This window comes from Paracoccus zeaxanthinifaciens ATCC 21588, from assembly GCF_000420145.1.
Taxonomy (GTDB): domain Bacteria; phylum Pseudomonadota; class Alphaproteobacteria; order Rhodobacterales; family Rhodobacteraceae; genus Paracoccus; species Paracoccus zeaxanthinifaciens.
This window is the reverse complement of sequence record NZ_ATUJ01000012.1, coordinates 65696-92340: the sequence shown is the minus strand read 5'-3', so window position 1 is coordinate 92340 and position 26645 is coordinate 65696. Positions and strand designations below refer to the sequence as shown.

The window sequence follows — 26645 nt, the reverse complement described above, 5'->3', positions numbered from 1 at the left end:
GTCGCCAGCGGGCTCGAACCGGTGGCGCCTCGCTGGCTCCACTCACTTTGCATCCCTGGCGAAATACGCGGTGGCCTTTTTTAGGATGTCGCGCTCCTCCGACACCCGGACCAGCTCACGCTTCAGCCGACGGATCTCGGCGTCCTTCTCCGTGTCACCCGACACCGCCTTCGCGAACTTGCGCTTCCAGGCATAGAGCGAGTGCGTGCTCACACCCAGCCGTGCCGAAACTTCCTTTGCCGGATAACCCCGTTCTGTGATCTGCGCGACAGCATCGCGCTTGAAGTCGTCAGTGAAATTGCCCGTGCCCATCATCGCCTCCTTGCCTCAAAGTTAGCGAAAAAGGCGTCCACGAAACATGGGGCTATTCAATCAGCGCGTGGCGCCCCAGCTGATCGATTCGTACTTCCGCGTCGCGAAGTTGATCAGAAGCCCGACCATGAAGGCCGCAATGCAGAAATAGATGGAATACATCAGGCTCGTGCGCATCGGTGTGTAGTTGATGAACATGAAGCCGCGCGTCTGGTCGATGATGTGGAACAACGGGTTCCACTCGAACCAAGGGAGCAGGAACCCCGGCATCGAGTTGGCAAGAAACATCTTCCCGGAGGCCAACATGTTCGCCCTCATGTAGAACAGACTGAGTGTGGACGCGGCGCCGGGTGCCCATGGACGAATTCCAAGTAGGATAAGGCCTACGACGCACCCCGAGAGCCAAGCCAGCCCGAACATTAGCGACAATGAGAAAGGTTCGTAGATCGTGTATGGCTGGAAGAAAAGATAGTAGCAGGTGAGGATGACGCCCAAGCTAAGAGCTTGCTGATAGAGGCTTGCCAGTGCGGCACTGCAAATTAGTACGGCAGAGTTGAGGGGTTCATGCTTCGTCAGAGCCGATGAAATCGAGTGACTTCCTGATGTGGAGCCCACTGCCTTGACGTGTATCAGGTACACAAAAATCCCGGATATGATATAAAGTAGAAAGTCGCCTCGTACCGGTGAGGTCCGGATACCGATCAGCGTGAAAACGGCCAAGAAAACCACTACGAACACGGAGGCCTGAGCGATTTCCATCAGCAACCCCACGACGGGGTTCCGATGGCCGCTTCGCACATTGTAGACGGTCTGGTGGTATATGAGGGCAAGCGTGGCGCCCGTCGCCTCCAGCATGTTCCGGGTCCTGCGTTGCTGGAACATGGCCTTCTCCTGGGTCTCGCCGTCCGGTTTGCCGTCGGGCAGGTGCAACAGTCCGGAGGTCTTCGGCAGCGCGATGCTTGCCGTCATCCGTCCGGGGCATCATAAGATTGCGCGACGCATCGCACAATGCGGCCAGAAGGCGTGACGGGAAAGGATACTGAATGCAATTCGATCGACTTATGTCCGAAATGCGGAAATTGGCGCTTCAGGCGGGCCGGAAGATCATGGAGATCTACGAGGCCGACGATTTCGAGACCCGTTCGAAATCCGACGATTCGCCCGTCACCGCCGCCGACGAGGCCGCCGATGCGCTGATCGCCGCCGGCCTGCGCGAGGCCTTCCCCGACATCCCCCTGGTCACCGAGGAACAGGCGGACACCCATTCCCAGTCGCTGGACACCTTCCTGATCGTCGATCCGCTGGACGGCACCAAGGAATTCATCAAGCGCCGCGGCGACTTCACGGTCAACATCGCCTATGTCGAGAACGGCGTGCCGGTGCGCGGCATCGTCTATGCGCCCGCCAAGGGCCGCCTGTTCTACACCACCGCCGACGGTCGTTCCGTCGAGGAGACCGGCCCCTTCGGCGACCAGCCCGGCGAGACCACCTCGATCGGCGTCCATGCCACCCCGGACAACCGCGCGCTGATGGTCGTCGCCTCGAAGTCGCATCGCGACGAGGCGACAGACGCCTATATCGCGAAATACGGCGTGAAGGACATGACCAGCGCGGGCAGCTCGCTCAAGTTCTGCCTGGTGGCGACGGGCGAGGCCGATCTCTATCCGCGGCTGGGCCGCACGATGGAATGGGACACGGCGGCGGGCGATGCCGTCCTGCGCGGTGCCGGCGGCGAGGTCGTGCGCTTCGACGATCACAGCCCGCTTGCCTATGGCAAGGAAGGTTTCGCGAACCCGTTCTTCATCGCCTATGCGCCGGGCGTCCTGCTGGTGAAGCCGTAAGCCATGCCGGTCGTAATCATCATACCCGCGCGCTTCGCCTCGACCCGTTATCCTGGCAAGCCTCTAGTCGAACTGCGCGGGGCCGACGGCCAGCCGCGCAGCCTGATCCGCCGTAGCTGGGACGCCGCGATGCAGGTCGCGGGCGTCGATCGCGTGGTCGTCGCGACCGATGACGACCGCATCCGCGAACATGCCGAGGGCTTCGGTGCCGAGGTCGTGATGACCAGCCCCGAATGCCGCAACGGGACCGAGCGCTGCGCCGAGGCTGTCGCGAACATGGGCATCCGCCCCGAGATCGTCGTGAACCTGCAGGGCGACGCGCCGCTGACCCCCGCCTGGTTCGTCGAGGATCTGGTCGCGGGCCTGCGCGCCGCCCCCGAGGCCGAGGTGGCGACCCCGGTCCTGCGCTGCACGGGCCGGATGCGCGCGGACCTGATCGCGGATCGCCATGCCGGACGCGTGGGCGGCACCACCGCCGTCTTCGGGCATGACGGGCGTGCGCTCTATTTCTCGAAGGAGGTCGTGCCCTTCGCGGCGGGCGAATTCGCGCCCGACGAACCCAGCCCGGTCTTCCACCACGTCGGCGTCTATGCCTATCGCCCCGAGGCGCTTCATGCCTATGCCGGCTGGGACGAGGGCGTCCTCGAGAAGCTGGAGGGGCTGGAGCAGCTGCGCTTCCTTGAACGCGGGCGCAACCTGCTGTGCGTGACCGTCGAGGCGCGGGGCCGACAGTTTTGGGAACTGAACAACCCCGAGGACGTTATGCGCCTCGAACAGATGATGGGCGAAATGGGAATTGCCTGAGATGGGGCCGACCGGAATGTCCGTTTCAAAGGGGCATTCCGTGAATTTCTTGTGCAAGTCTCGGGATTTTCTTGGCGATTAAGCGCCTAGGCAATAATCTGTTCGTTGAAAATTCGGTCGGGGCGTGGTTCCTCGCCCATGGCAAATGCTGCGGACATCTCGTCCGCATTTTCTCTAGAAGGTAGTGTCGATATGGGTCGCAAGGTAACGAAAGCCATCTTTCCGGTTGCAGGTTTGGGCACGCGCTTCCTGCCCGCCACCAAGAGCATCCCGAAAGAGATCCTGTCGCTCGTCGACAAGCCGCTGATCCAGTACGCGATCGACGAGGCCCGCGCCGCCGGCATCGAGGAGTTCATCTTCGTCACCTCGCGCGGCAAGGGCGCGCTGGAGGATTACTTCGACCACGCCCACGAACTGGAATCCAGCCTGCGCAAGTCCGGCAAGGACAAGCTGCTGGACATCCTGCGCGGCACCAACATGGATTCGGGTGCCATCGCCTATATCCGCCAGCACAAGGCTTTGGGCCTGGGCCACGCCGTCTGGTGCGCACGACGCCTGCTGCAGGAGGACGAGCCCTTCGCCGTCGTCCTGACCGACGACGTGATCCAGGGCGAGCCGCCCTGCCTTCAGCAGATGATCGAGGCCTACGAGGAGACCGGCGGCAGCATGGTCGCCACGATGGAAGTCCCGACCGAGAAGGTGTCGGCCTATGGCGTCCTCGACGTGGCCGAGGACATGGGCGCGATCGTGCGTGCCAAGGGCATGGTCGAGAAACCCGCCGCAGGCACCCAGCCCTCGAACCTGGCGGTGATCGGTCGCTATATCCTTGCGCCGACCGTGATGCAGAACCTCAACAAGCTCAAGCAGGGCGCGGGTGGCGAGATCCAGCTGACCGACGCCATCGCCGACGAGATCGCGGAAGGCCGCGACGTGTTCGGTCTGCGCTTCCGCGGCCAGCGCTTCGACTGCGGCTCGAAGGCGGGCTTCCTGCAGGCGACCGTGGCCTTCGGCCTGGAGCGTGACGACCTGAAGGACGAATTCGCGGATTACCTGGCCGAAGTCGTCGCGATGCGTCGCGCGGCCGAGTGATCCGATGGCCGACAAGGTTCTGGTGACCGGGGGTGCGGGCTATATCGGCTCGCACGCCTGCAAGGCACTGGCGCAGGCGGGGTTCGTCCCCGTCACGCTGGACAATTTCGCGACCGGCTGGCGCGATGCCGTGAAATTCGGCCCGCTGGTCGAGGCCGACCTGATGGACCGCGCCGCGCTGGACGCGGCCTTCGCGGAACACCGCCCCGTCGCGGTCCTGCATTTCGCGGCACTGAGCCAGGTGGGCGAGGCCATGGCCGAGCCGGGCAAGTACTGGCGCAACAATGTCGCGGGATCGTTGAACCTGATCGAGGCGACCATCGCGGCGGGCGTGAAGCATTTCGTCTTCAGCTCGACCTGCGCGACCTATGGCGACCGCGACGGCGAGGTCCTTGACGAGGATACGCCCCAGGCGCCCCTGAACGCCTATGGCGCCAGCAAGCGCGCGATCGAGGACATGCTGGTCGATTTCGAGGCCTCGCACGGGCTGCGCCACGTGATCTTCCGCTACTTCAACGTCGCGGGCGCCGATCCGGATGCCGAGGTCGGTGAATTCCACCGCCCCGAGACGCATCTGATCCCGCTGATCCTGGATGCGGTCGACGGCAAGCGCGCCGCGCTGACCATCCACGGCACGGATTACCCCACGCCGGACGGCACCTGCATCCGCGACTATGTCCACGTGATGGATCTGGTCGATGCGCATGCGAAGGGTCTCGAATGGCTGCGGGCCGACCAGGGCAGCCGCGTCTTCTGCCTTGGCACGGGCGACGGCTTCTCGGTTCGCGAGGTGGTGGATGCGACGCGTCACGTCACCAACCGCCAGGTGCCGATGGTCGACGGCCCGCGCCGCGGCGGCGATGCCGTCAAGCTGGTCTGCGGCAGCCAGCGTGCCAAGTCCGAGCTGGGCTGGACGCCCGACCGTTCGACCATGAAGCAGATGATCACGGACGCCTGGCGCTGGCATCAGGCGGGCGATTACAAGGCGTGACGACGCCGGGCCCTTTGCAAGGGGCCTGGCAGGCCTATCGACTGCGCTGGAAACGGCGAGAGCTGATCTGGCGGGCGATCAGGGCGCGGCGCAGGCTGCGCCCCATCGCGATCAAGATGGGCGATCTGGCCCCCGATGCGATCATCGCCGTATCGACCCTGCGCAACGAGATGGCGCATTTGCCCGAATTCCTGGACCATCATCGCGCTCTGGGGGTCGACCACTTCCTGGTCGTCGACAATGACAGCGACGACGGGACGGTCGATTACCTGCGCGCGCAGCCCGACGTGTCGGTCTGGGGCTGTTCCGACAGCTATCGCGCGGCGCGGTTCGGGCTGGACTGGGCCAATGCGCTGCTGATGCGGCATGGCGGCGGGCGGTGGTGCCTGACGCTGGACGCGGACGAACTGCTGGTCTTTCCCGATCACGACCGCCGTGGCCTGCGGCAGCTGACGGCGCATCTGGATGCGCGGGGCGTGCGCGGGATGGGGGCGGTGATGCTGGACCTCTATCCGACGGGGGCGTTGGGCACCGAGGATGCGGCCCCCGATGCGCCCCTGACCGCGCGGCTGCCCTGGTTCGACGCGGCGCCGTGGCGTAGCAGGCGCATGATGCCGCGCCGGAACCTGTGGCTGCAGGGCGGCGTGCGCGACCGGGCCTTCTTTGCCGATGATCCGCGCCGTGCGCCCACGATGAACAAGCTGCCGCTGATGCGCTGGAACTGGCGGCAGGTCTATGTGAACTCGACCCACAGCATGCTGCCGCCGCATCTGAACATGCTCTATGACGGGCCGGGGGATGCGCGCCTGTCCGGGGTGCTGCTGCATGCCAAGTTCACCGCCGACATCACCGCCAAATCCGCCGAGGAGCTGTCGCGCCGCCAGCATTTCGCGGATCCCGACCTCTATGCGCCCTATCACCGGGCGATCGTGGCGGGGCCGGTGCTGCGCAATGCCGATTCCCGCCGCTATGAGGGGTGGCGGCAGCTTGTGGACCTTGGGCTGATGGGGACGGGCGACTGGTTGGAACGCTGATTCCCCTTGCTTATTTCAACCTCCGCGCACATTCCTAGGGCCATGACGTCCTTACGCAGCCATGACCAAGGGGGCGGCAGGCCATGACGCGCGTGGCCCGGCTTCCATTGCCCGCCCGCATCCGGCGTCGGGCCGAGAGGCAATATCTGATCGCCCGCGCCTTCAACCGCCGCAGGGCGCTGAAATCCATGGTCGACCGGACCTCTCAGATCCGGCCGGGCGACATCCTGGCCTTCGTCACGCTGCGCAACGAACGGGTGCGGCTGCCCTATTTCCTGGACTATTATCGCGGGCTGGGGGTCGATCACTTCCTGTTCGTCAACAATGACAGCACGGATGGCAGCGGCAATTATCTTGCCGAACAGCCCGACGTGTCGTTGTGGTGGACCAATGCCGGCTACAAGAAATCCCGCTTCGGGATGGACTGGATGAACCGCCTGCTGGCCAGATACGGGCATGGCCATTGGTGCCTGACCGTCGATCCCGACGAATTCCTCGTCTATCCGCATTGCGACACGCGGCCACTGCCGGCGCTGACCAGCTGGCTCGAGGCGTCGGGCAGGCGGTCGTTCCCGGCAATGCTGCTGGACATGTACCCCAAGGGCGCGATCGAGGATCAGCCCTATGCCGAGGGGCAGGACCCGTTCGAGATCGCGCGCTGGTTCGATCCGGTGAACTACTCGATCAGCCGCAATTCCTTCTATGGCAACCTGTGGATCCAGGGGGGGCCGCGCACGCGCAACTTCTTCCGCGCCGATCCGCTGTCGGGGCCCGCGCTGAACAAGATCCCGCTGGTGAAGTGGAACTGGCGCTATGCCTATGTCAGCTCGACCCACATGGCGCTGCCGCGCCACCTAAACATGGTCTATGACGAGAATGGCGGCGAGATGGCGTCGGGCACGCTGCTGCATGCCAAGTTTCTGTCCACCTTCGCCGAGAAATCCGCCGAGGAGCTGGACCGCCGCCAGCATTACGCCAACAGCAAGGAATACCGCGCCTATCACGCGGGGCTGACGCGGGGGACCGACCTGTGGTGCAGCGAATCCCGCGAATATGTCGATTGGCAGCAGCTCGAGGATATCGGCCTGATCTCTCGGGGGAACTGGGCATGACGGGGGCCATGACGGGCGGCGTCGCGCTTGGGGTGGTGCTGCTGTGCCATGCCGATCTGGACATTGCCGCGCGCATGGCGCGGATCTGGGTCGAGGGCGGCGCGCGGGTCGCGGTCCATGTCGATGCCAAGGTTCCGGCCGCGGATTTCGCGCGGATGCAGGCCGCGCTGTCGGACCTGCCCGAGGTGCTGTTCAGCCGCCGCCGCCCCTGCGACTGGGGGCGCTTCAGCCTGGTCGCCGCCACGCAGGACGCGGCGCAGCTGCTGCTGGACCGGTTCCCGGACACGACTCATGTCTACCTGGCATCCGGGGCCTGCCTGCCGCTGCGTCCCGTCCGCGACCTTCGGGCATTCCTGGCGCTGGACCCGGATCTGGACCATATCGAGAGCGTGACCGCCCATGATGTCGGCTGGACCGTCGGCGGCCTCAACGAGGAACGCTTCACGCTGTTCTATCCGCTGGACTGGCGCAGGCATCGCAAGTGGTTCGACCGGCTGGTGGACCTGCAGCGGCGCCTGGGCGTGCGGCGCAAGGTGCCCAAGGGGATCATCCCGCATCTGGGATCGCAATGGTGGTGCCTGACCGCCGCGACCCTGCGCGCGATCCTGGACGATCCGAAGCGCAAGGTCTTCGACCGGTACTTCCGGCTCAGCTGGATCCCGGACGAGAGCTATTTCCAGACGCTGGCCCGCCGCCACGCCCTGCGGATCGAGAGCAGGTCGCTGACGCTGGCCAAGTTCGACCACGAGGGGCGCCCCTATCAGCTGTATGACGACCACGCGCGGATGCTGGAGGAATCGCACTGCTTCGTCGCGCGCAAGGTCTGGCCGGGGTCCACGGGGCTGCTGGACCATTTCCCGCGCCCCGCGGTCGGATCGCCCGACGCCACCGCCCCGCGCCCCGAACGGTTCGAGAGGGTGATCAACCGCACCGTCCGTCGCAGGCTGCTGGGCCGTCCGGGCCTCTACATGCAGTCGCGCTTTCCCCGCAAGGACGCCGAGAACGGCAAGACCTCGGCCCCCTATGCGGTGTTCCACGGCTTCAGCGACGTGTTCCCGGGGTTCGAGGACTGGCTGTCGGGCATGATCGACGCCGATGTCCACGGCCACCTGATGGGCCCCGAGATGGCCGAGTTCGCGGGCCGCCCCGAGATCGGGCCGGGGGCCATATCCTCCAGCACCCTGATCCGCGACCGCGATCCGCAGGGCTTCCTGACCTCGCTGATCCGCGTCACGCAGCGGATGCAGGTCTTCCAGTTCAGCCCGCGCGACAACCAGGCGCTCAACTGGTTCGTGGCGACCGATCCGAACGCCCATGTGAACGTCATCACCGGGGCCTGGATGCTGCCGCTGCTGGACAGCGACATGCCCTTCGACGACATCCGCCGCGTCACCGCGATCCTGCAACGCGCCGAGCTGAAGCACCTGGAGGTGCTGAACTCGGTCTGGGTGAAGGCGCGGGTGCAGGTGCATGAACTGACCGATTTCCTGGCCCGGCCCCAGCCCCTGATGATGCAGGCGCTGCAGGCATTGCCGATGCGCGGGCCGGTGCCGACCGGGCTGCCGGCCATGCGCGACATGGCCGGCATGGCCGAGCTGCTGCGCCGCCTGCGCAATTCCGGGCTGCAGCCGCGCATGTCGGGTGACGGGCTGCCTGTCCACGACATTCCCACGACCGAAAGGACCGCCGCCGAATGACCTCCTCGTTCCGCAGCTTCGTCATCTTTGCCGAAATGCGCACCGGCTCGAACCTGCTGGAGGCGACGCTGAACGCCATCCGCGGCGTCACCTGCCACGGCGAGGCGTTCAACCCCTACATGATGGGCTGGCCCGACAAGGACGAGCTGGCGGGCGTCACGCGCGACCAGCGCGAGGCCGACCCCCTGCCGCTGCTGCGCATCCTGACCGACAGGCCGGGGCACCTGCCGGGCTTCCGCTATTTCCACGACCACGATCCGCGCGTCTTCGACGCCATCATGCAGGACCGCCGCTGCGCCAAGATCGTGCTGACGCGCAACCCGCTGGACAGCTATGTCTCGACCCGGCTGGCCTGGGAAACCAACCAGTGGAAGCTGAACGAGAGCGAGACCCCGATCCCCGCCGCCATCACCTATGACGGGGCCGAGTTCCGCGAGAACGTCACCGCGATCGAGCGTTTCCAGATGAAGGTCATGCACTGGCTGCAGGTCACCGGCCAGAGCGCCTTCTGGCTGGGCTACGAGGATCTGCGCGATGCCGACGTGATGACCGGCCTGCTGCACTGGCTGGGCCGCACCGACATTCCGCGCGTGGAACCCGCCAGCGACCAGGTGCCCCAGAACCCGCGCGAGATGTCCGAGAAGGTGCGCAATTTCGACCAGATGCAGGCCGATCTGCAGACGCTCGATCCGTTCATGCTGCGCCGCATCCCGAATTTCGAGCCCCGTCGTGGCCCCTCGGTCCCCAGCTTCAGCGCGGTCGAGGCGGGCAGGGGGCTGCTGTTCATGCCCGTGCGCGGCGGTGCGGGCGTCGCGGTGCGCGACTGGATGGCCGGGCTGGGGGCCGTTTCGGGCGATTTCACCCAGACCAGCCTGCGCCAGTGGAAGCGCGGCCATCCGGGGCATCGCAGCTTCTCGGTGCTGCGCCACCCGCTGCACCGCGCCTGGACGGCCTTCGGGCAGGTCCTGTCGGATGCGCCCGCCGATCTGCGCGACACGCTGCGACGCCTGCACAAGGTCGACCTGCCCGAACCCGTCGCCCCCGATGTCTTGGACACGGATGAGCAGGTCCGCCTGTTCGGCCAGTTCCTCGGTTTCCTCAAGCGCAACCTGAACGGCCAGACCACGCTGCCGACCCATCCCACATGGGCCAGCCAGTCCGAGGTGATCGCGGGCTTTGCGCGCTTCGCCTCGCCCGACATGCTGATCCGCGAGGAACGCCTGCCCGAGGACATGGACCTGCTGGCGCGCACGGTCGGGCTGCAAGGCGTGGACACCGCCGCGCTGGCACCCGCGCCGCTGCCGGACCACCTGCGGGACAAGGCGCTGATCAAGGCCGCGCGCAGCGCATATGTGCGCGATTACGCGGCCTTCGGCTTCGACGACCCCGAATCGTCATAAGTGTTTCACGTGAAGCGATAAAAATTCCGCAAAACGCAAAAGGGCCGCGCGATGATGCGCGGCCCTTTCGGTTGTCGAGAAGGTCGGGTCAGCCCTTCAGCAGGGCCGCCAATTCGGCCTGCTTGGCGCGGACCAGATCGGCATCGCCATCGGCCTCGACGTTCAGGCGCACGACCGGCTCGGTATTCGACTTGCGCAGGTTGAAGCGCCAGTTGCCGAAGTTCAGCGACACGCCGTCCAGGTCGTCGCGGCTGTCGGCCTTGGATTCATAGGCGTCGATCAGGCGCGCGATGGCCGCATCCGGGTCCTCGATGTGATAGTTCGTCTCGCCCGAGGACGGATAGAGGCTCATCCGCTCTTCCAGCAGCTCGGCCAGGGTCTGCCCCTTGCGCGACAGAAGCTCGATCATCAGCAGCCAGGGGATCATCCCGCTGTCGCAGAAGTAGAAGTCGCGGAAATAGTGGTGGGCCGACATCTCGCCGCCATAGACCGCGCCCACGTCGCGCATCTTGCGCTTGATGAAGGCGTGTCCGGTCTTGCTGACCACGGCCTCGCCGCCGGCCTCTTCGATCATGGCGCGGGTGTTCATGATGACGCGGGGGTCATGCACGATCTTCTCGCCCGGCGATTTTTCCAGGAATGCCGCGCCCAGAAGGCCGACGATATATTCGCCGGGGATGAAGCGGCCGTTCTCGTCGAAGAAGAAGCAGCGGTCGAAATCGCCGTCCCATGCGACGCCCAGATCGGCGTTCTCGGCCTTGACCATGTCCACGGTGGGCGGCTGGTTTTCCGGCAGCAGCGGATTGGGGATGCCGTTCGGGAAGCTGCTGTCCACGTTGTGGTGCATGCGCACGAAGGTCAGCGGCGCGCCGCGGCGTTCCAGTTCCTCGGCGATGGCGTCGAAGGTCGGGCCGGCGGTGCCGTTGCCCGCGTTCACGACGATCTTCATCGGCTTCAGCGCCGAGACATCGACGAAATCGGCCATGCGCTTGGCGTAATCCGCGCGGGCATGGCTGAAATCGGTGACGCTGCCCTTGGTCGCAGGGGCGAATTCGCCGCCCGTGGCCAGTTCCACGATGGGGGGCAGCTCGGTCGCGGGGTCCAGCGGTGCGGAACCACGGCCCACGATCTTCATGCCGTTGTAGTTGATCGGGTTGTGCGAGGCCGTCACCTCGATCCCGCCATCGGTGTCGTGGAAGCCGGTGTGGAAATAGACCTCTTCGGTGCCCGCAAGGCCAAGGTCCAGCACGTCGGCGCCGCCGTCGGTCAGACCCTCGATCAGCGCCTTCGCCAGCTCGGGCGAGGTTTCGCGGCTGTCGCGACCCACCACGACGCGCTTGGCGTCGCGTGCCTGCGCAAAGGCGCGGCCGATGCGATAGGCGACATCGGGATCGAGATTCTTGCCCAGCTCTCCACGCACGTCATAGGCCTTGAAGCAGGTGATCTCGCGCCTGCCAAGCTGATCCCGTCCGTCCATCACTGTCCTCCGATAGGTTTTGTCTTTTCGCGCTAACAGGTTCGGGCCGGATTACAAGGTCGGCAAAACCGGGGCCCGTTCACGCGCAGGTGACGCTAAATGCATCATGCGACGATATCGTTGCAGGATTCGGCAAGGCTGCGTCAATAATTAACCGGATCTCAACCAAGGCCGCGATTTGATAGCGCCGGAGATAGGGCGTATATTCAGCTTATGTTGTATGTCACCGACACGATCGCGATCGAGGAATGGGAGCTGTCCGAACAGTTCACCCGGGCACAGGGTCCGGGCGGGCAGAACGTGAACAAGGTCGAGACCGCCGTCGAGCTGCGCTTCGAGGCCGAGCGTTCGCCGAACCTTTCCGATCCGGTCAAGCGCCGCCTGCAACGGCTGGCCGGGCGCCGCTGGACGCAGGACGGCGCGGTGGTGATCCTTGCACAGGAAACGCGCAGTCAGTCCCGCAATCGAGAGATCGCGCGGGAACGCTTGGCGGAACTGATCCGTAAGGCTAGCGTTGCGCCCAAGCGCCGGGTCGCCACAAGACCCACCCTCGGATCGCAGCGACGCCGCCTGAAGGCGAAGTCCATCCGCGGCGAAGTCAAGGCGCTGCGAAGCAGAGTGGACGGGCAGGAATGAAGGTTTTCGGCAAGGCATTGGCGCTTCTGATGGGGCGCAGGCCGACACAGATGCAGGTCGGCGCGATCTGTCGCGACCGCGACAGCGGCGCCGTGATGCTGATCACCAGCCGGGGCACGGGCCGTTGGGTCATCCCCAAGGGCTGGCCGATGGAGGGGCGCACCCTTGCCGGCGCCGCCGCCCAGGAGGCCTGGGAAGAGGCCGGCCTCCGCGGTACCATGTCCGAGGCCGAGCTGGGCCGCTTTCTCTATGACAAGGATCAGGACGAAGGCTATGCCGTGCCCGTGCAGGTGCGCGTCTTCCTGATGGAAGTGGACTGCGTCGAGGATGCGTTTCCCGAGGTCCGCCAGCGCAAGCGCCGCTGGTTCGCCCCCCGCGACGCCGCCCGCATGGTGGCCGAGCCGGGTCTGAAGCAGATCCTGCTGGCGCTGGATCCTGCGGCCATCGCAGCCGAATGAGGCCCGCAAGCAGCTTCCATACGCTGGACAAGGATCTTCGCCGCATCACCAATGCCGAGGCCGCGCAGCAGCATGCATTCCAGCCCGTCTGGCGCCTGGGGCTTGCCGTGCTGGTGCTGGTCGCGGGCGTGATCCTGACGCTCAGCCTGTCGGGGGCGGACCCGGAATTCATGGCGATGGGCGCGGGGCTGATCGTCGCGGGCTGGCTGGGCGTCGCGATCGGATCGAACGATGTCGCGAACTCGCTTGGGCCGGCGGTCGGTGCGGGGGCGATCCGGGTGCTGCCCGGGCTGTTGCTGGCGGCGGGCGCCGGGATCGCGGGTGCGATGCTGGCGGGCGGCGCGGTGACGTCGCGGCTGGCGGGGGGAATCTACGATCCGGCAGGCATCGTTGCGGGCGGGCAAGGGCAGATCGTCATGGTCTCGGCCCTGATCGCGGCGGCGACCTGGATCACGCTGGCCAGCGGCATCGGCTTGCCGGTCAGCACATCGCATTCCATCGTGGGCGGCATCTCGGGCGCCTCTGCGGCGGCGGCGGGTCTTGCGGGCGTCAAATGGGCGACGCTTGGCACGATCACCGTGGTCTGGGTGATCACGCCGCTGGTCGCGGGGACGCTGGCCGGGGCGCTGCTGGTGCTGCTGCGGATGCGCGTCGTCGATGCGCCGGATCGCGCGCGGGCGGCGCTGAACTGGATCCCCGCGATGGTGGCGCTGATGGCGGCGCTGTTCGCGGCCTACCTGGCGCGCCTGTCCCTGCGCAGCGACGTCCTTATCCCCGAGATCGCGGCCGCCGCGATTCTGGGCGGGGTGGCCTTCGCGATCACCCGCCGCAAGGTTTTGGCCGAGATCGCCCGCGATCCCAGGAAGCCGAGCGTCAAGCGCCTCCTGCGTCCCGCGCTGGTGCTGGCGGTGGCGATCATGGCGTTTGCGCATGGGGCGAACGATGTCGGCAACATCGCGGGGCCGCTGTCGGTCATCATGCTGGGTGGCGGCATCTCGATCGCGGGATCGCCGCTGGCGGTGCTGCTGGGCGGGGGGCTGGCCATCGCGGCAGGGACGCTGTTCTTCGGGCGCAGGCTGGTCACGCTGGTCGGCAGCGGCATCACGCGGCTGAATGCGGGGCGGGCTTTCTGCGTGTCGCTCGGGACGGCACTGACGGTGCTGACGGCCTCCAGCCTGGGGCTGCCGGTCTCGACCACGCATGTGGCGGTGGGGGGCATCTTCGGCGTGGGCTTCGCGCGCGAATGGGTGGACCGCCGCCGCAACCGCCGCCGCGACGCCCTGCCCATCGAGGAGATGCGCCGCCGCGTCCTGATCCGTCGCAGCCACGTGGCGACCATCACCGCCGCATGGGTCGTGACGGTGCCGGTGACGGGCGCGCTGTCGGCGCTGGTCTGTTCGCTGCTGCTGGCCGGGACCTAGACCACGGGCGCGGTCGCAGTCTGCTCTCCGACGCCGAAGACGCGGCGATAGCGCGCGATCTCGGATGCGGGGCCGGTCGCCTTGGCGGGGTTGTCCGACAGCTTGACCGTGGGCCGCCCGTTCGCGGCGACCGCCTTGCAGACCAGGCTGAACGGTGCCAGCCCGTCACCAGGCACCAGCCCGCGGAAATCGTTGGTCAGAAGCGTGCCCCAGCCGAAGCTGACCTTCACCCGCCCGTGGAACTGGCGATAGAGCGTCTCGATCCTGTCCACGTCCAGCCCGTCCGAGAAGATGATCAGCTTATTCGTCGGATCCTCGCCCCGGTCCTTCCACCAGCGGATCGCGTTCTCGGCGCCGGTCGCGGGGTCGCCGCTGTCGATGCGGATGCCGGTCCAGCCCGCCAGCCAGTCGGGCGCGCCTTCCAGGAAGCCCGGCGTGCCATAGGTGTCGGGCAGGATCATGCGCAGGTTGCCCTCGTGTTCCTCGTGCCAGTCGGCCAGCACGTCATAGGGCGCGCGGCGCAGGGCGGCGTCATCCTCGGCCAGGGCGGCATAGACCATGGGCAGTTCGTGGGCGTTGGTGCCGATGGCCTCGATGTCGCGGCGCATGGCGATCAGGCAGTTCGAGGTGCCGACGAAACGTTCGCCCAGGCCCTCGATCATGGCCTGCACGGCCCAGTCCTGCCACAGGAAGCTGTGCCTGCGCCGCGTGCCGAAATCGGCGATGCGCAGGTCGGGCAGGTCGCGCAGACGCTCCAGCTTCTCCCACAGGCGGGTCATCGCGCGGGCATAGAGGACCTGCAGCTCGAACCGGCCCATGTCCTTCAGGACGGCGCGTGACCGCAGCTCCATCAGGACGGCCAGGGCAGGGATCTCCCACAGCATCACCTCGGGCCAGCTGCCCTCGAAGGTCAGCTCGTACTGCCCGTCGCGCTTTTCCAGGTGATAGGCCGGAAGGCGCAGCCCTTCCAGGAACTCCATGAAGTCCGGGCGGAACATCTGGCGCTTGCCATAGAAGGTGTTGCCCCGCAGCCAGGTGCTCTCGCCCCGCGACAGGGACAGGCTGCGCACATGGTCCAGCTGCTCGCGCAGCTCGCCCTCGTCGATCAGCTCGGCCAGCTTGATGTCGGTCGAGCGGTTGATCAGGCTGAAGGTCACCCGCGTGTCGCGCCGGTTGCGAAAGACCGACTGGCACATCAGAAGCTTGTAGAAATCCGTGTCGATCAACGAACGGACGATCGGGTCGATCTTCCATTTGTGGTTATGGACCCGCGTGGCGATATCGACCATCTCGTCTTCCTCCGGCAATCCGCCCATAGGTGCCCGCCGACGGGCAGGGTTGCAAGGGTCTCAGTCCAGCGCGACGCCCGCCTGGCGCATCGCGTCCCGCGCGGCGGCAAGGCTGCCGTCCAGGTCGATGGCGCGGCAGGCATCCTCGATCACGCGGGCCTCGAAGCCCAGGCGGGCCGCGTCCATCGCGCTCCAGGCGACGCAGAAATCATGGGCAAGGCCGACAAAGGCCAGCTTCGCGATGCCGCGGTCGCGCAGGTATCCCGCAAGGCCCGTGGGGGTCTGGTGGTCGTTCTCGTAGAACGCGGAATAGCTGTCGATCCCGCTGCGGAATCCCTTGCGGATCACAAGATCCGCGCGGTCGATGTCCAGATCGGGATGAAAGGCCGCGCCCCCGGTTCCGATCACGCAATGCGCGGGCCACAGGACCTGCGGGCCATAGGGCATCTGCACCGTCGCGAAGGGCTGCCCGCCCGCGTGGTTGCCCGCAAAGCTGGCATGATCCGCGGGGTGCCAGTCCTGCGTCAGGATCACCGCGTCGAAATCCGCCATCATCGCGTTGATCGGCCCGACCACCGCGTCGCCATCGGTGACGGCCAGCGCGCCGCCGGGGCAGAAATCCTTCTGCATGTCGATCACGATCAGGGCTTCGGACATCTGCGGCCTCCTGCAATGGGTCGGGCCAGTAAGACGTTGCGACAGGGCGCGGTCAAGCCTTCGGCCACCTTGAAGATTCCGGATGCAGCAGCGACTGCGATGCAGTATCTGCAAGGCGCTAACGGAGGATTGTCCATGGGCATCAAGGATGAATTGCACCAACCCGTCGGGTATGACGAGAACGAGGTGCCGGTCCGCTCGGCCGCGATGACCTGGGGGTTGCGCGGGCTGGGCCTGGGCCTTGCGCTGCTGGTCTGGCTGCTGCTGGGCGGGCAGGAGGGGCTGTCGGCGGACGCCCGCATCGTGGCGGCCATCGGCACGCTGATGGCGGTCTGGTGGATGACCGAGGCGATCCCGCTTTCGGCCACCGCGCTGCTGCCGATCGTGCTGATCCCGGCCATGACGGAAACGACCGTGGGGCAGGCGACGGCGCCCTATGCCAGTTCGATCGTGTTCCTGTTCCTGGGAGGGTTCCTGATCGCGATCGCGATGGAGAAATGGCACCTGCACACGCGCATCGCGCTGATGACGCTGAACAAGGTCGGCGTGGCGCCGACGCGGATCGTGCTGGGCATGATGCTGGCCACCGGCTTCCTGTCTATGTGGGTGTCGAACACCGCCACCACGCTGATGATGCTGCCCATCGGCATGTCGGTCCTGTCGCTGGTGATCGAGCGCGGATCGAAGCAGTCGGGCACCGATGCCGAGGCCGCGCTGCGCGACGGGCAGACGATCAGCCAGGCGGTCACCGACCCGAACATCCGCGCCTTCGGCGTCTGCCTCGTGCTGTCGATCGCATGGGCGGCCTCGATGGGCGGTCTGGGCACGCTGCTGGGCAGCCCGCCCAACGCCATCGTCGCGGGCTATGCCAGCGACCAGCTGGGCCGCGACATCGGCTTCCTGCAATGGATGATCCTGGGCACCCCGGCGGCGTTCAGCTTCATCATCATCGCATGGCTGCTGATGACCAAGGTGCTCTATCGCTTCGACCTGCCGGAAATCCCGGGCGGTCGCCAGATGATCGAGGACCAGCTGCGCGGCCTGGGCGGCCTGTCCAAGGGTGAACGCATGGTCCTGTTCGTCTTCCTGGGCGCGGCCTTCCTGTGGGTCGTGCCGGGGCTTCTGGCATCCTTCCCCGCGATCAGGGCCGCCGCGCCCTGGCTGGACGCGCTGGACGACACGGCCATCGCCATCGGTGCGGGCCTCGTGATGTTCCTGCTGCCGGGCGACCGGCAGGGCAACATGGTGCTGGAATGGAAGGACGCGGAAACCGGGCTGCCCTGGGGCGTGCTGCTGCTGTTCGGCGGCGGTCTCAGCCTGGCATCGGCGGTCGCGGCCTCGGGGCTGGACGTGTGGTTCGGCGAACAGGTCACGGGCCTTGGAACGCTGCCGACCGTGCTGCTGGTCGGTGCCGTCGTCACGATCATCCTGTTCCTGACCGAGGTGACGTCGAACACGGCCACAGCCGCGACCTTCATCCCGATCCTGGGCGGCGTCGCGCTGGGCATCGGCGCGGATGCGATGACGCTGCTGATCCCGGCCGCGCTGGCCGCCACCTGCGCCTTCATGCTGCCGGTCGGCACGCCGCCCAATGCCATCGTCTTCGGCACGGGCACCGTCACCATCGGGCAGATGGCGCGCGGCGGCATCGTGCTGAACATCGTGGGCATCCTGCTGATCACCGGCCTGACCTGGCTTCTGGGCGGGCTGGCACTGGGCCTGCAGTTCTGAGAACGCTTGCGCGAAGGGGCGGGGGCCGCTATGGCCCCTGCCCATGCTGACAGTCGCCGCACTCTATCATTTCGCCCGTCTTCCCGATCCGGCCGCAATGCGCGGACCGCTTCTGGACCTGTGCCTGGCGCAGGGCCTGTGCGGCACGCTGCTTCTGGCCCGCGAGGGGGTGAACGGCACCATCGCAGGCCCGCGCGACGGGATCGACGCGGTAATCGCGCATCTGCGGTCCTGGCCCGGCTTCGAGGGCCTCGAATGGAAGGCCAGCCATGCCGACCAGCCGCCCTTCGCCCGCATGAAGGTCCGCCTCAAGCAGGAGATCGTGACGATGGGGCAGCCCGATGTGGACCCCACCGCATCGGTCGGCCGCTATGTCGCGCCGCGCGACTGGAACGCCCTGATATCCGCCCCCGATGTCGCGGTGATCGACACCCGCAACGATTACGAGGTCGCGATCGGCACCTTCGAGGGCGCGGTCGATCCGGGCACGGCCAGCTTCCGCGACTTTCCCGCCTGGTGGGCCGAGAACGCCCACCGCTTCGAGGGCAAGCGCATCGCGATGTTCTGCACGGGCGGCATCCGCTGCGAGAAGTCGACGAACTTCCTGATGTCCCAGGGCGTCCCCGAGGTGCATCACCTCCAGGGCGGCATCCTGAAATATCTCGAGGAGATCCCCGAGGCCGACAGCAAGTGGCAGGGCGAATGCTTCGTCTTCGACCAGCGCGTCAGCCTGAAGCACGGCCTGGAGCAGGGCAGCCACGGCATGTGCCATGCCTGCAGGCGCCCGATCTCGGACGCGGACCGCGCGCATCCGGCCTTCGAATTGGGCGTCTGCTGCCCGCATTGCGCCGACGAATACAGCGATGCCGACCGCGAGAGGTTCCGCGACCGGCAGCGCCAGTTCGAACGCGAGGGGCGGGCCTAGCGCTCGCCCAGGCCGCCCGCGGCGATCGCGGCCATGTTCAGGATGTCGCTGACCGTCGAGGTGGTCGAGCAGATCTGGATCGGCTTCGGCACCCCGGTCAGGATCGGGCCGATCACGGTCGCGCCCGCCATCTCCTGCAGCAGCTTGACCGAGATCGAGGCCGAGTGCCGCGCGGGCACCACCAGCACGTTCGCCGCCCCCGTCAGTCGGCTGAAGGGATAGCGCGCGGCGGATTCCGGGTTCAGCGCCACGTCCACCGTCATCTCGCCCTCGTATTCGAAATCGACGCCACGGCGGTCCAGCACCTCGGTCGCCTCGGCCATCTTGCGGGCGCGTTCGCTGACCGGATAGCCGAAGTTCGAGAAGGACAGGAACGCCACACGCGGATCGAGGCCGAGCCCCCGCGCGACCGCCGCGCCGCTGGTCGCGATATCGGCCAGATCCTCGGCTTCGGGCCATTCATGGACCAGCGTGTCGCCGATCAGCACGATGCGGCCCCGATGCAGCACGGCGGTGATGCCCACCGCGCCGTCCTGCGGGCGCACGTCGAAGACATGGCCGATCTGGGCCAGCACGGGCGCGTTCTTGCGCGTGGCCCCCGTGACCAGCCCGTCGCCATGCCCATGCGCCAGCATCAGCGCGGCAAAGATGTGGCGGTCGCGATTGGCCAGCTTGATCGCGTCCTCGCGGTCGACGCCCTTGCGCTGCAGGCGTTCGTACAGGAACTGGTGATAGGTCTCGAGATGGCGGGTATTGGCGGCGTTGACCACGGTGATCTCTCGCATCGCGTCGCCCAGCCCCAGGGCCTCCAGCTCGGCCTTGACCTCGGTCTCGCGGCCGACGACCAGCGCCTGGCCCATGCCGGTACGGGTCCATGACACGGCGGCGCGCAGGACGCGCGGATCGTCCCCTTCGGCAAAGATCATGCGGGCCTGCTTGGCACGGGCACGGGCATGGATGCCCTGAAGGATCGCGGCGGTCGGGTCCATCCGGTTCTTGAGCGACTGGACATAGCCGTCCATGTCGATGATCGGGCGGCGCGCGACGCCCGTATCCATGCCCGCACGCGCGACGGCGGGCGGCACGACATGGATCAGGCGCGGGTCGAAGGGCGTCGGGATGATGTAGTCGCGCCCGAACTGCAGCTTGCGGCCATAGGCGACGGCGACCTCGTCGGGGACATCCTCGCGGGCCAGGCGGGCAAGTGCCTCGGCGCAGGCGATCTTCATCTCGTCGTTGATGGCGCGGGCATGGATGTCCAGCGCGCCCCGGAACAGGTAGGGGAAGCCCAGGACGTTGTTCACCTGGTTGGGATAGTCGCTGCGCCCCGTGGCCACGATGGCGTCGGGGCGGACGGCATGGGCATCCTCGGGGGTGATTTCCGGATCGGGGTTCGCCATGGCGAAGATGACCGGGTTCTCGGCCATGGACTGCACCATCTCCTGGGTGACGGCGCCCTTGGCGCTGACGCCCAGGAACACGTCGGCGCCCTTCATGGCGTCTTCCAGCGTGCGGGCCTCGGTCACGGCGGCATGGGCCGATTTCCACTGGTTCATCCCCTCGGTCCGGCCCGAATAGATGACGCCCTTGGTGTCGCACATGATGCAGTTGTCATGCCCCGCGCCCATCGCCTTGAGCAGTTCGAGGCAGGCGATCCCCGCCGCGCCCGCGCCGTTCAGCACGATGCGCACATCCTGGATCTTCTTGCCCGACAGTTCCAGCGCGTTGATGAGGCCCGCGGCGCAGATCACCGCCGTGCCGTGCTGGTCGTCGTGGAAGACGGGGATGTCCATCATCTCTTTCAGGCGGCTTTCGATGATGAAGCATTCGGGCGCCTTGATGTCCTCGAGGTTGATGCCCCCGAAGGTCGGGCCCATCAGGCGGACGGCGTTGACGATCTCGTCGGGGTCCTCGGTGTCCAGCTCGATATCGATGGCGTTCACGTCGGCAAAGCGCTTGAACAGCACCGCCTTGCCCTCCATCACCGGCTTCGAGGCCAGCGCGCCCAGGTTCCCCAGCCCCAGGATCGCGGTGCCGTTGCTGATCACCGCGACCATGTTGCCCTTGGTGGTATAGTCGTAGGCGGTTTCCGGGCGCTCGGCGATCGCCTCGACGGGAACGGCCACGCCGGGGCTGTAGGCCAGGGACAGGTCGCGCTGCGTGGTCATCGGCGTCGAGGCCACGATGTCGTATTTCCCGGGGCGCGGCTCCATGTGGTAGGCCAGCGCCTCTTCGGGTGTGATGCGCGTCCTGCGGCTGGTCTTGTCGGTCATGGATGTCCCCCCGGTGCGTTGCCAGATATTGGTAGCGCGCCGGGCAGGGGGCATCAACGCGTCAGAGCGTGACCTTGGTGAAACTGTCGCGCAGGGCGGCGGACCATGCCGCGCTCATCTCGGCGAAATCGGGATCGCCGTCCTGGATGCGGCGCTGGCTGCCGATGCGGCATTCGTCCTTGCGGATCAGCGTCAGGTCCAGCGGCATCCCCACCGACAGGTTCGACCGCAGCGTCGAATCCATCGACAGCAGCACGGCCTTCTGCGCGTCGGCCAGGCTGGTTTCCGGGGTGACGACGCGGTCAAGGATGGGCTTGCCGTATTTGTGTTCGCCGATCTGCAGGAAGGGCGTGTCCTCGGTCGCCTCGATGAAGTTCCCCTCGGGATAGATGAGGAACAGGCGCATGTCCCCGCCCTTGCGCTGGCCGGCGACGATCATGCTGGCGGATGCCTGCTGCTTGAGGTCGCGATGCTGGTCCGCGATCTCTCGCCGGGTGCGCGACAGGGTGTCGCCGATGATCGTGGCCACGCGCAGCATGCTGGGCGCGCGCATGATCGAGGTGGTCTCGTCCGCGAAATCGTCCTCGATCGCCTCGTCCAGGCGGGCGATGGTCGTCTGGGTGACCGACAGCGAACCGGCGGTCATGATCGCGATCACGCGTTCGCCCGGCTCCTCCCACAGGAACATCTTGCGATAGCACGAGATGTTGTCGAGCCCCGCATTGGTGCGGGTGTCCGACAGGAGGACCAGCCCCTCGTTCAGTTTCAGTCCGACGCAATAGGTCATCGGGAATTCCATTTCGGCATCTTCAGATCGTCGGCCAAGCTAGGGCCATGCGACGGGCTGTGCAATCGTGCCTTTCGGACAGTTACTGGGCCATTTCCTCGACCTGGACGCGCACATCCAGATCCTCGGCGCCGCCGCCCGTCGCGATGCCCCGGATGGGCGCGGCATCGGATGCGTTCAGCCCCGAGCCCAGCCGGACATAGCGTTCGTCCGGGCAGCAGCTGTTGGCGGCATCGAAGCCGACCCAGCCCAGCCCCTCGACATGCAGCTCGGCCCAGGCATGGGCCGCGTCATGGGGTTCGCCGTCGATGGTCGAATGCAGATAGCCCGAAACGTAACGTGCCGGGATGTCGCGCGTGCGGGCCACGGCGATCAGGGCGTGGGTGTGATCCTGGCAGACGCCTTCGCCAAGGGCCAGGGCCTCGGCGGCGGTGGTGCGCGATTCGGTGACGCCGGGGCGGAAGGTGATGGCCTCGCTGACGGCGCGGGACAGGGCGTGGGCAAGGTTCAGCACGTCGCCCTGCTGAGTGACCGATGCCGCCAGCTCGCGCAGGCCCGGATCGGCGCGCGTCACCTGCGTCTCGCGCATGTAGGCCAGCGGGTGGATCATTTCCCGGTGGCCGCGCAGGACGCCGGCGGTGTCGCGGGTGTCGATGCGCCCCTCGATGCGGACGGTCACCTCGTCGGTGGGACCGCGCAGGGTCCAGCCCTCGATCCAGTCGCCCGCCCCGTCGCGGAAGCCGGGGCCGCGCACCCCGCCCGGCAGGTCGATCTGCCATTGCAGCACCTTCTGCCCCTCGTAGATCGAAGGGGTCAGGCGCAGGCTCTGGATCAGGTTCCGGATGGGCCTGTCATAGCGATAGGTCGTCTCGTGCGAAATGCGCAGCTTCATGGCCTTCAGGCCCCCCCAAGCAGAAAGTCCTGATGCACCAGCGCCGACACGGCGGCCAGCTCTCCGATGAACCAGCTGAGGAATTCGTGCAGCCCCTCGTCGAAGATCATCTCGATGTCGCGTTCCTGCAGCGCCTCCTGCACCTCGCGCGCCTTGTCGCGGGCGGTCGCGGGCACGTCGGGACCATAGCGGCGCGCCAGCCCTTCCAGGTGCCAAACCGCCTCGTAGAGCGAGGTGATGAGCGAGCGCGGGCTCTCGCCGTTCAGGATCAGGAAATCGGCCACGCGACCGGCGGTGATGTCGCCGCCATAGGCCCAGTGATAGGCCCGATGCGCCGACAGCGCCCGCAGGATCACCTGCCACTGATAGCTGTCCAGCCCCGAGCCGACGAATTCGATCCGTGGAAGCAGCACGAAATACTTCACGTCCAGCAGCCGCGCCGTCGCATCCGCGCGTTCCAGGCTGTAACCGAGATTCATGAAATGCCAGCCGTCGTTGCGCAGCTGCGTCGCGTTGATCGCGCCGCGCACGGTCGAGGTGTGGCCGGTTGTGAAATCGGTCAGCTTGGCCGTGTCCAGCTTCTCTCGCGGGGTCCGCTCGATCCGGCGCAGTTCCTGATAGGTCACGTTCAGCGCGTCCCAGACCTGGCTGGTCAGCGCGGTCCGCACGATGCGGCCGGATTCGCGGGCCTTCTCGATGCAGCTGACGACGGATGACGGGTTGTCGCGGTCGAAGAAGATGAATTCCTCGATCTTCTCCTGCGTGGCCTCGCCGTATTTCTGGGCGAAGACGGCCGATGTGCCGGATGCCTGCAGAAGCGAGTTCCACTCGTTCTGGTAGCCCGCATCGGTATTGGGCAGCAGCGTGATGCGCTGGCCCACGTCCAGAAGGCGGGCGGCGGTTTCGGCGCGTTCCAGGTGGCGACCCATCCAGAACAGGTTCGATGCGGTGCGGCTGAGCATGGTCGATCTTCCCCTCATTCCGACAGCACCCAGGTATCCTTGACGCCCCCGCCCTGCGACGAGTTCACGACAAGGCTGCCCTCGCGCAGGGCCACGCGGGTCAGGCCGCCCGGCACCAGCTCGATCCGGTCGCCGCACAGGCAATAGGGGCGCAGGTCCACGTGACGCGGCGCGATGCCTTCTTCGACGAAGGTGGGGCAGGTGGACAGCGACAGGGTCGGCTGCGCGATATAGTTCGAGGGATTGGCCTCGATCTTGCGGCGGAAATGCTCGATCTCCTCCTTGGTGGATTTCGGGCCGACCAGCATGCCGTATCCGCCCGATCCGTGAACCTCCTTGACCACCAGGTCGGGCAGGTTCTCCATCACGTACCTGTAGTCGTCGTCCTTCCACAGCGTCCAGGTCTGGACGTTGTTCAGGATCGGCTCCTCTCCCAGGTAGAAGCGGACCATTTCGGGCACGAAGGTATAGATCGCCTTGTCGTCCGCCACGCCCGCGCCGGGCGCCGAGCAGATCGACACCCCGCCCGAACGATAGACGTCCATCAGCCCCGGGATCCCCAGCATGCTGTCGGGTCGGAAGCATAAAGGGTCGAGGAACGGATCGTCGATCCGGCGATAGATCACGTCGACGCGCCGCGGACCGGTCGTCGTGCGCATGTAGACGAATTCGCCATCCACGAAGAGGTCCTGCCCCTCGACCAGTTCGACCCCCATCAGGTTCGCAAGGAAGCTGTGTTCGTAATATGCGCTGTTGAAATGCCCGGGCGTCAGGATCACGCAGGTCGGGCGGTCGGTGCATTTGGGCGGGGCGACCGATTCCAGCGTGCGGCGCAGCAGGGCGGGATACTGGTCCACCGGCTCGATCCGGTTGTGGCGGAACAGCTGCGGGAACATGCGCATCATGATCTCGCGGTTCTCCAGCATGTAGCTGACGCCGGACGGCGTGCGGCAATTGTCCTCCAGCACGTAGAACTCGTCCTTGCCGGTCCGCACCAGGTCCACGCCGATGATGTGGCTGTAGACGCCGCGCGGCGGCACGACACCGACGACCGCCTTCTCGTAGGCCTCGTTCTGATAGACGAGGCGCGCGGGGATGCGGCCCGCGCGGATGATCTCTCCTCGGCCATAGACGTCGCGCAGGAAGGCGTTCAGCGCGCGGGCACGCTGCTTGATGCCGCGTTCCAGCTTGCGCCACTCGGCCTGTTCGAAGACGCGGGGCATCATGTCGAAGGGGATCAGGCGGTCGGGGTCGCCGCCTTCGCCATAGACGGCGAAGGTGATGCCGATGCGGCGGAACAGCTCCTCGGCCTCGGCCTGCTTCATCTGGCGGAAATCGTCGGGCATGGTCGCGACCCATTGGCTGAGCCGCGCATAGGGGTCCCGGACGGCGTCGCCCTCGAACATCTCGTTGTAATGGCTCATCTGTCCCCCAGTCTTTCGCGCCTTTCCGCCGATCGATGATCGGAAAGCCCCCCGGCGAAGTCCACAGGGGAACCCCGCCGGATGCCTGTCCGTTCCGCAGATCACCCCCATGCAGCGCAGAAAACCCGCTTTCGTTCAAGGGGTCTGCCCATCGAACGGGCAGCGATCGCACCGGGCGGGATGGTTAAAATGCGCGGCAAAGGGTGGGCCGGCGGTTACCCGCGCTTAACCCGATCCGGGCTAGGCTGCCCCCGACCCATCAAGGAAAGGCCCCGCACATGCAGTTCATCGTCGAGGATGTGGACAGCCACCTCCATATCAGCGTGAACGAGCCGCGCATCGACGCGGCCATCGCCACCCAGTTCAAGGACAAGCTGCGCGAGATCGTGAACCGCAACCGCAAGCCCGTCCACCTGGACATGGCGCGGGTCGAGTTCATGGACAGTTCGGGCCTGGGCGCCATGATCGCCGTGCGCAAGGGCCTGCCCGAAAGCCTGCCGCTGGTGCTGCTGGCCCTGACCCCGAATGTCGAAAGGGTGTTCCGCCTGACCCGCATGGACAGCGTGTTCGACATCCGCGCGGCCTGACGGACCGCCCGCTCAGAAGGAGCAAGGGAAATGAATTCGACCGAACCCGACATGCGCCCCGTCCCCGACAGCCAGCCCATGTTCAACCGCGTCCTGCGTGCCAGCCCGGAAACGGTGCGCGGCACGCTGCAGGACATCCGCAGCCGCTTTGCCGACCTGGTGGCCGAGGATACGCTGGGGCGGCTGGAACTGGTCCTGGCCGAGGTGATGAATAACGTGGCCGAACATGCCCCCGACATGGCCGCGGATGGGCAACCGGTGATCCATCTGTGCGTGGTGCGCCATGCGGGCGGGCTGGCCTGTGCGCTGACCGATGACGGGGCGTCGTTGCCCGACGAATGCCTTGCGCCGCGCAACCTGCCGCGCGCGACCGACATGCCCGAAGGGGGGTTCGGCTGGTTCCTTATCCAGGATCTGACGCAGGCGCTGTGCTATTACCGCGAAGGCAGCCGCAACTACCTGGCCTTCAGCGTGCCCTTCGCCTCGGTCAGTTGACCGGCACGCCCAGGTGGTATCGGCCGTTCTCGAACTCGTCGAACATCTCGCCCAGTTCGGGATGCTCCAGCGGTTCGCCCGACAGGTCCAGCTCCAGGTTCTGCTCCGAGACATAGGCGACATAGAAGGTCGCCTCGGTCTCGGCATAGAGATGGTAGAAGGGCTGGTCCTTGGCCGGACGCGCATCCTCGGGGATGGATTCGTACCATTCCTCGGTATTGGCGAATTCGGGGTCCACGTCGAAGATCACGCCGCGAAAGGGGCGGTTGCGGTGACGCACCACCTGGCCCAGGCTGTATTTCGCGATGCGACCCTGCAGCGGCATGTGTTTCGCTTCCATCCCGAATCCCG

At 66.5% G+C, this 26645-nt stretch carries 25 protein-coding genes and 1 pseudogene; 15 read left to right on the top strand and 11 right to left on the bottom strand.

The window, feature by feature from the left end; genetic code table 11:
* Positions 1 to 312: pseudogene (locus tag F804_RS0111775) on the bottom strand (transposase); the annotation flags it as partial.
* A 60-nt stretch (positions 313 to 372) separates the two neighbouring features.
* Entirely contained in the window at positions 373 to 1281 is a 909-nt protein-coding gene (locus tag F804_RS0111770; protein ID WP_245540360.1) for an ABC transporter permease, read from the bottom strand.
* A gap of 74 nt (positions 1282 to 1355) precedes the next feature.
* Here F804_RS0111770 and cysQ point away from each other — a divergent pair, with 74 nt between their 5' ends.
* The 8 genes from cysQ to F804_RS0111730 all read left to right on the top strand — a co-directional run bounded on the left by cysQ (position 1356) and on the right by F804_RS0111730 (position 10280).
* A complete protein-coding gene (cysQ, locus tag F804_RS0111765) occupies positions 1356 to 2153 on the top strand; it encodes a 3'(2'),5'-bisphosphate nucleotidase CysQ (RefSeq protein WP_028725921.1) in 798 nt (265 codons plus the stop codon).
* A 3-nt stretch (positions 2154 to 2156) separates the two neighbouring features.
* Entirely contained in the window at positions 2157 to 2957 is an 801-nt protein-coding gene (locus F804_RS0111760; protein WP_022707949.1) for a 3-deoxy-manno-octulosonate cytidylyltransferase, read from the top strand.
* A 192-nt stretch (positions 2958 to 3149) separates the two neighbouring features.
* A complete protein-coding gene (locus F804_RS0111755; protein ID WP_022707948.1) occupies positions 3150 to 4046 on the top strand; it encodes a UTP--glucose-1-phosphate uridylyltransferase in 897 nt (298 codons plus the stop codon).
* A gap of 4 nt (positions 4047 to 4050) precedes the next feature.
* Positions 4051 to 5037: a UDP-glucose 4-epimerase GalE gene (galE, locus tag F804_RS0111750; RefSeq protein ID WP_022707947.1), complete on the top strand. Its 987-nt coding sequence runs from the start codon at positions 4051 to 4053 to the stop codon at positions 5035 to 5037.
* Positions 5034 to 6071 (top strand): glycosyltransferase family 2 protein, encoded by a 1038-nt coding sequence (locus F804_RS0111745; RefSeq protein ID WP_051142369.1) that lies wholly within the window; start codon positions 5034 to 5036, stop codon positions 6069 to 6071. The genes galE and F804_RS0111745 overlap by 4 nt, the downstream gene beginning before the upstream one ends.
* A gap of 83 nt (positions 6072 to 6154) precedes the next feature.
* Positions 6155 to 7183, top strand: a complete 1029-nt coding sequence (locus F804_RS0111740) for a glycosyltransferase family 2 protein (protein ID WP_022707945.1) — start codon at positions 6155 to 6157, stop codon at positions 7181 to 7183.
* Positions 7180 to 8880, top strand: a complete 1701-nt coding sequence (locus F804_RS0111735) for a beta-1,6-N-acetylglucosaminyltransferase (protein WP_245540359.1) — start codon at positions 7180 to 7182, stop codon at positions 8878 to 8880. Before F804_RS0111740 ends, F804_RS0111735 begins: the two co-directional genes overlap by 4 nt.
* Positions 8877 to 10280, top strand: a complete 1404-nt coding sequence (locus tag F804_RS0111730) for a hypothetical protein (protein ID WP_022707943.1) — start codon at positions 8877 to 8879, stop codon at positions 10278 to 10280. Before F804_RS0111735 ends, F804_RS0111730 begins: the two co-directional genes overlap by 4 nt.
* 88 nt (positions 10281 to 10368) lie before the next feature.
* Here the strand turns inward: F804_RS0111730 and F804_RS0111725 are convergent, their stop codons facing one another.
* Complete coding sequence (locus tag F804_RS0111725; RefSeq protein WP_022707942.1) at positions 10369 to 11757, bottom strand: phosphohexomutase domain-containing protein; 1389 nt, start codon at positions 11755 to 11757, stop codon at positions 10369 to 10371.
* 213 nt (positions 11758 to 11970) lie between these two features.
* Here F804_RS0111725 and arfB point away from each other — a divergent pair, with 213 nt between their 5' ends.
* From arfB to F804_RS0111710, 3 genes are read left to right on the top strand one after another with little or no spacing between them, the layout of a single operon-like run.
* Positions 11971 to 12393, top strand: a complete 423-nt coding sequence (gene arfB / locus F804_RS0111720; RefSeq protein ID WP_022707941.1) for an alternative ribosome rescue aminoacyl-tRNA hydrolase ArfB — start codon at positions 11971 to 11973, stop codon at positions 12391 to 12393.
* The gene (locus tag F804_RS0111715; RefSeq protein WP_022707940.1) at positions 12390 to 12851 is read left to right on the top strand and encodes an NUDIX hydrolase; all 462 of its coding nucleotides are present in this window, start codon (positions 12390 to 12392) and stop codon (positions 12849 to 12851) included. Before arfB ends, F804_RS0111715 begins: the two co-directional genes overlap by 4 nt.
* Positions 12848 to 14272 (top strand): inorganic phosphate transporter, encoded by a 1425-nt coding sequence (locus F804_RS0111710; RefSeq protein ID WP_022707939.1) that lies wholly within the window; start codon positions 12848 to 12850, stop codon positions 14270 to 14272. Before F804_RS0111715 ends, F804_RS0111710 begins: the two co-directional genes overlap by 4 nt.
* Here the strand turns inward: F804_RS0111710 and pncB are convergent.
* Both pncB and pncA read right to left on the bottom strand, forming a co-directional pair.
* On the bottom strand, positions 14269 to 15561 hold the full coding sequence (pncB, locus tag F804_RS0111705; RefSeq protein ID WP_022707938.1) for a nicotinate phosphoribosyltransferase: 1293 nt from the start codon (positions 15559 to 15561) through the stop codon (positions 14269 to 14271). The genes F804_RS0111710 and pncB overlap by 4 nt on opposite strands.
* 60 nt (positions 15562 to 15621) lie before the next feature.
* Positions 15622 to 16218 carry a bifunctional nicotinamidase/pyrazinamidase gene (pncA, locus tag F804_RS0111700; protein WP_022707937.1) on the bottom strand — a complete coding sequence of 199 codons (597 nt, stop codon included), beginning with the start codon at positions 16216 to 16218 and terminating at the stop codon, positions 15622 to 15624.
* A 135-nt stretch (positions 16219 to 16353) separates the two neighbouring features.
* Between pncA and F804_RS0111695 the strand changes: the two genes are divergently transcribed.
* Both F804_RS0111695 and trhO read left to right on the top strand, forming a co-directional pair.
* Positions 16354 to 17949, top strand: a complete 1596-nt coding sequence (locus F804_RS0111695) for an SLC13 family permease (protein ID WP_022707936.1) — start codon at positions 16354 to 16356, stop codon at positions 17947 to 17949.
* Positions 17950 to 17992: 43 nt separating this feature from the next.
* Positions 17993 to 18874, top strand: a complete 882-nt coding sequence (trhO, locus tag F804_RS17410) for an oxygen-dependent tRNA uridine(34) hydroxylase TrhO (protein ID WP_022707935.1) — start codon at positions 17993 to 17995, stop codon at positions 18872 to 18874.
* On the opposite strand, the gene F804_RS0111685 is transcribed toward trhO, so the two are convergent.
* The 5 genes from F804_RS0111685 to F804_RS0111665 form a co-directional block, all read right to left on the bottom strand.
* Positions 18871 to 21147, bottom strand: coding sequence for an NADP-dependent malic enzyme (locus F804_RS0111685; RefSeq protein WP_022707934.1), 2277 nt, complete (start codon positions 21145 to 21147; stop codon positions 18871 to 18873). The two genes, trhO and F804_RS0111685, sit on opposite strands and share 4 nt — an antisense overlap.
* A 61-nt stretch (positions 21148 to 21208) precedes the next feature.
* Complete coding sequence (locus tag F804_RS0111680; RefSeq protein ID WP_028725916.1) at positions 21209 to 21934, bottom strand: proteasome-type protease; 726 nt, start codon at positions 21932 to 21934, stop codon at positions 21209 to 21211.
* A gap of 82 nt (positions 21935 to 22016) precedes the next feature.
* Positions 22017 to 22826, bottom strand: coding sequence for a transglutaminase family protein (locus F804_RS0111675; RefSeq protein WP_022707932.1), 810 nt, complete (start codon positions 22824 to 22826; stop codon positions 22017 to 22019).
* A 5-nt stretch (positions 22827 to 22831) separates the two neighbouring features.
* Positions 22832 to 23788 carry an alpha-E domain-containing protein gene (locus tag F804_RS0111670; RefSeq protein ID WP_022707931.1) on the bottom strand — a complete coding sequence of 319 codons (957 nt, stop codon included), beginning with the start codon at positions 23786 to 23788 and terminating at the stop codon, positions 22832 to 22834.
* 14 nt (positions 23789 to 23802) lie between these two features.
* Positions 23803 to 25212 (bottom strand): circularly permuted type 2 ATP-grasp protein, encoded by a 1410-nt coding sequence (locus F804_RS0111665; protein WP_022707930.1) that lies wholly within the window; start codon positions 25210 to 25212, stop codon positions 23803 to 23805.
* A 278-nt stretch (positions 25213 to 25490) separates the two neighbouring features.
* Here F804_RS0111665 and F804_RS0111660 point away from each other — a divergent pair, with 278 nt between their 5' ends.
* Complete coding sequence (locus F804_RS0111660; protein WP_022707929.1) at positions 25491 to 25799, top strand: STAS domain-containing protein; 309 nt, start codon at positions 25491 to 25493, stop codon at positions 25797 to 25799.
* 30 nt (positions 25800 to 25829) lie between these two features.
* Positions 25830 to 26294 (top strand): ATP-binding protein, encoded by a 465-nt coding sequence (locus F804_RS0111655; RefSeq protein ID WP_022707928.1) that lies wholly within the window; start codon positions 25830 to 25832, stop codon positions 26292 to 26294.
* Here the strand turns inward: F804_RS0111655 and hspQ are convergent.
* Positions 26287 to 26634, bottom strand: coding sequence for a heat shock protein HspQ (gene hspQ / locus F804_RS0111650; RefSeq protein WP_022707927.1), 348 nt, complete (start codon positions 26632 to 26634; stop codon positions 26287 to 26289). The genes F804_RS0111655 and hspQ overlap by 8 nt on opposite strands.
* Positions 26635 to 26645: the final 11 nt, after the last annotated feature.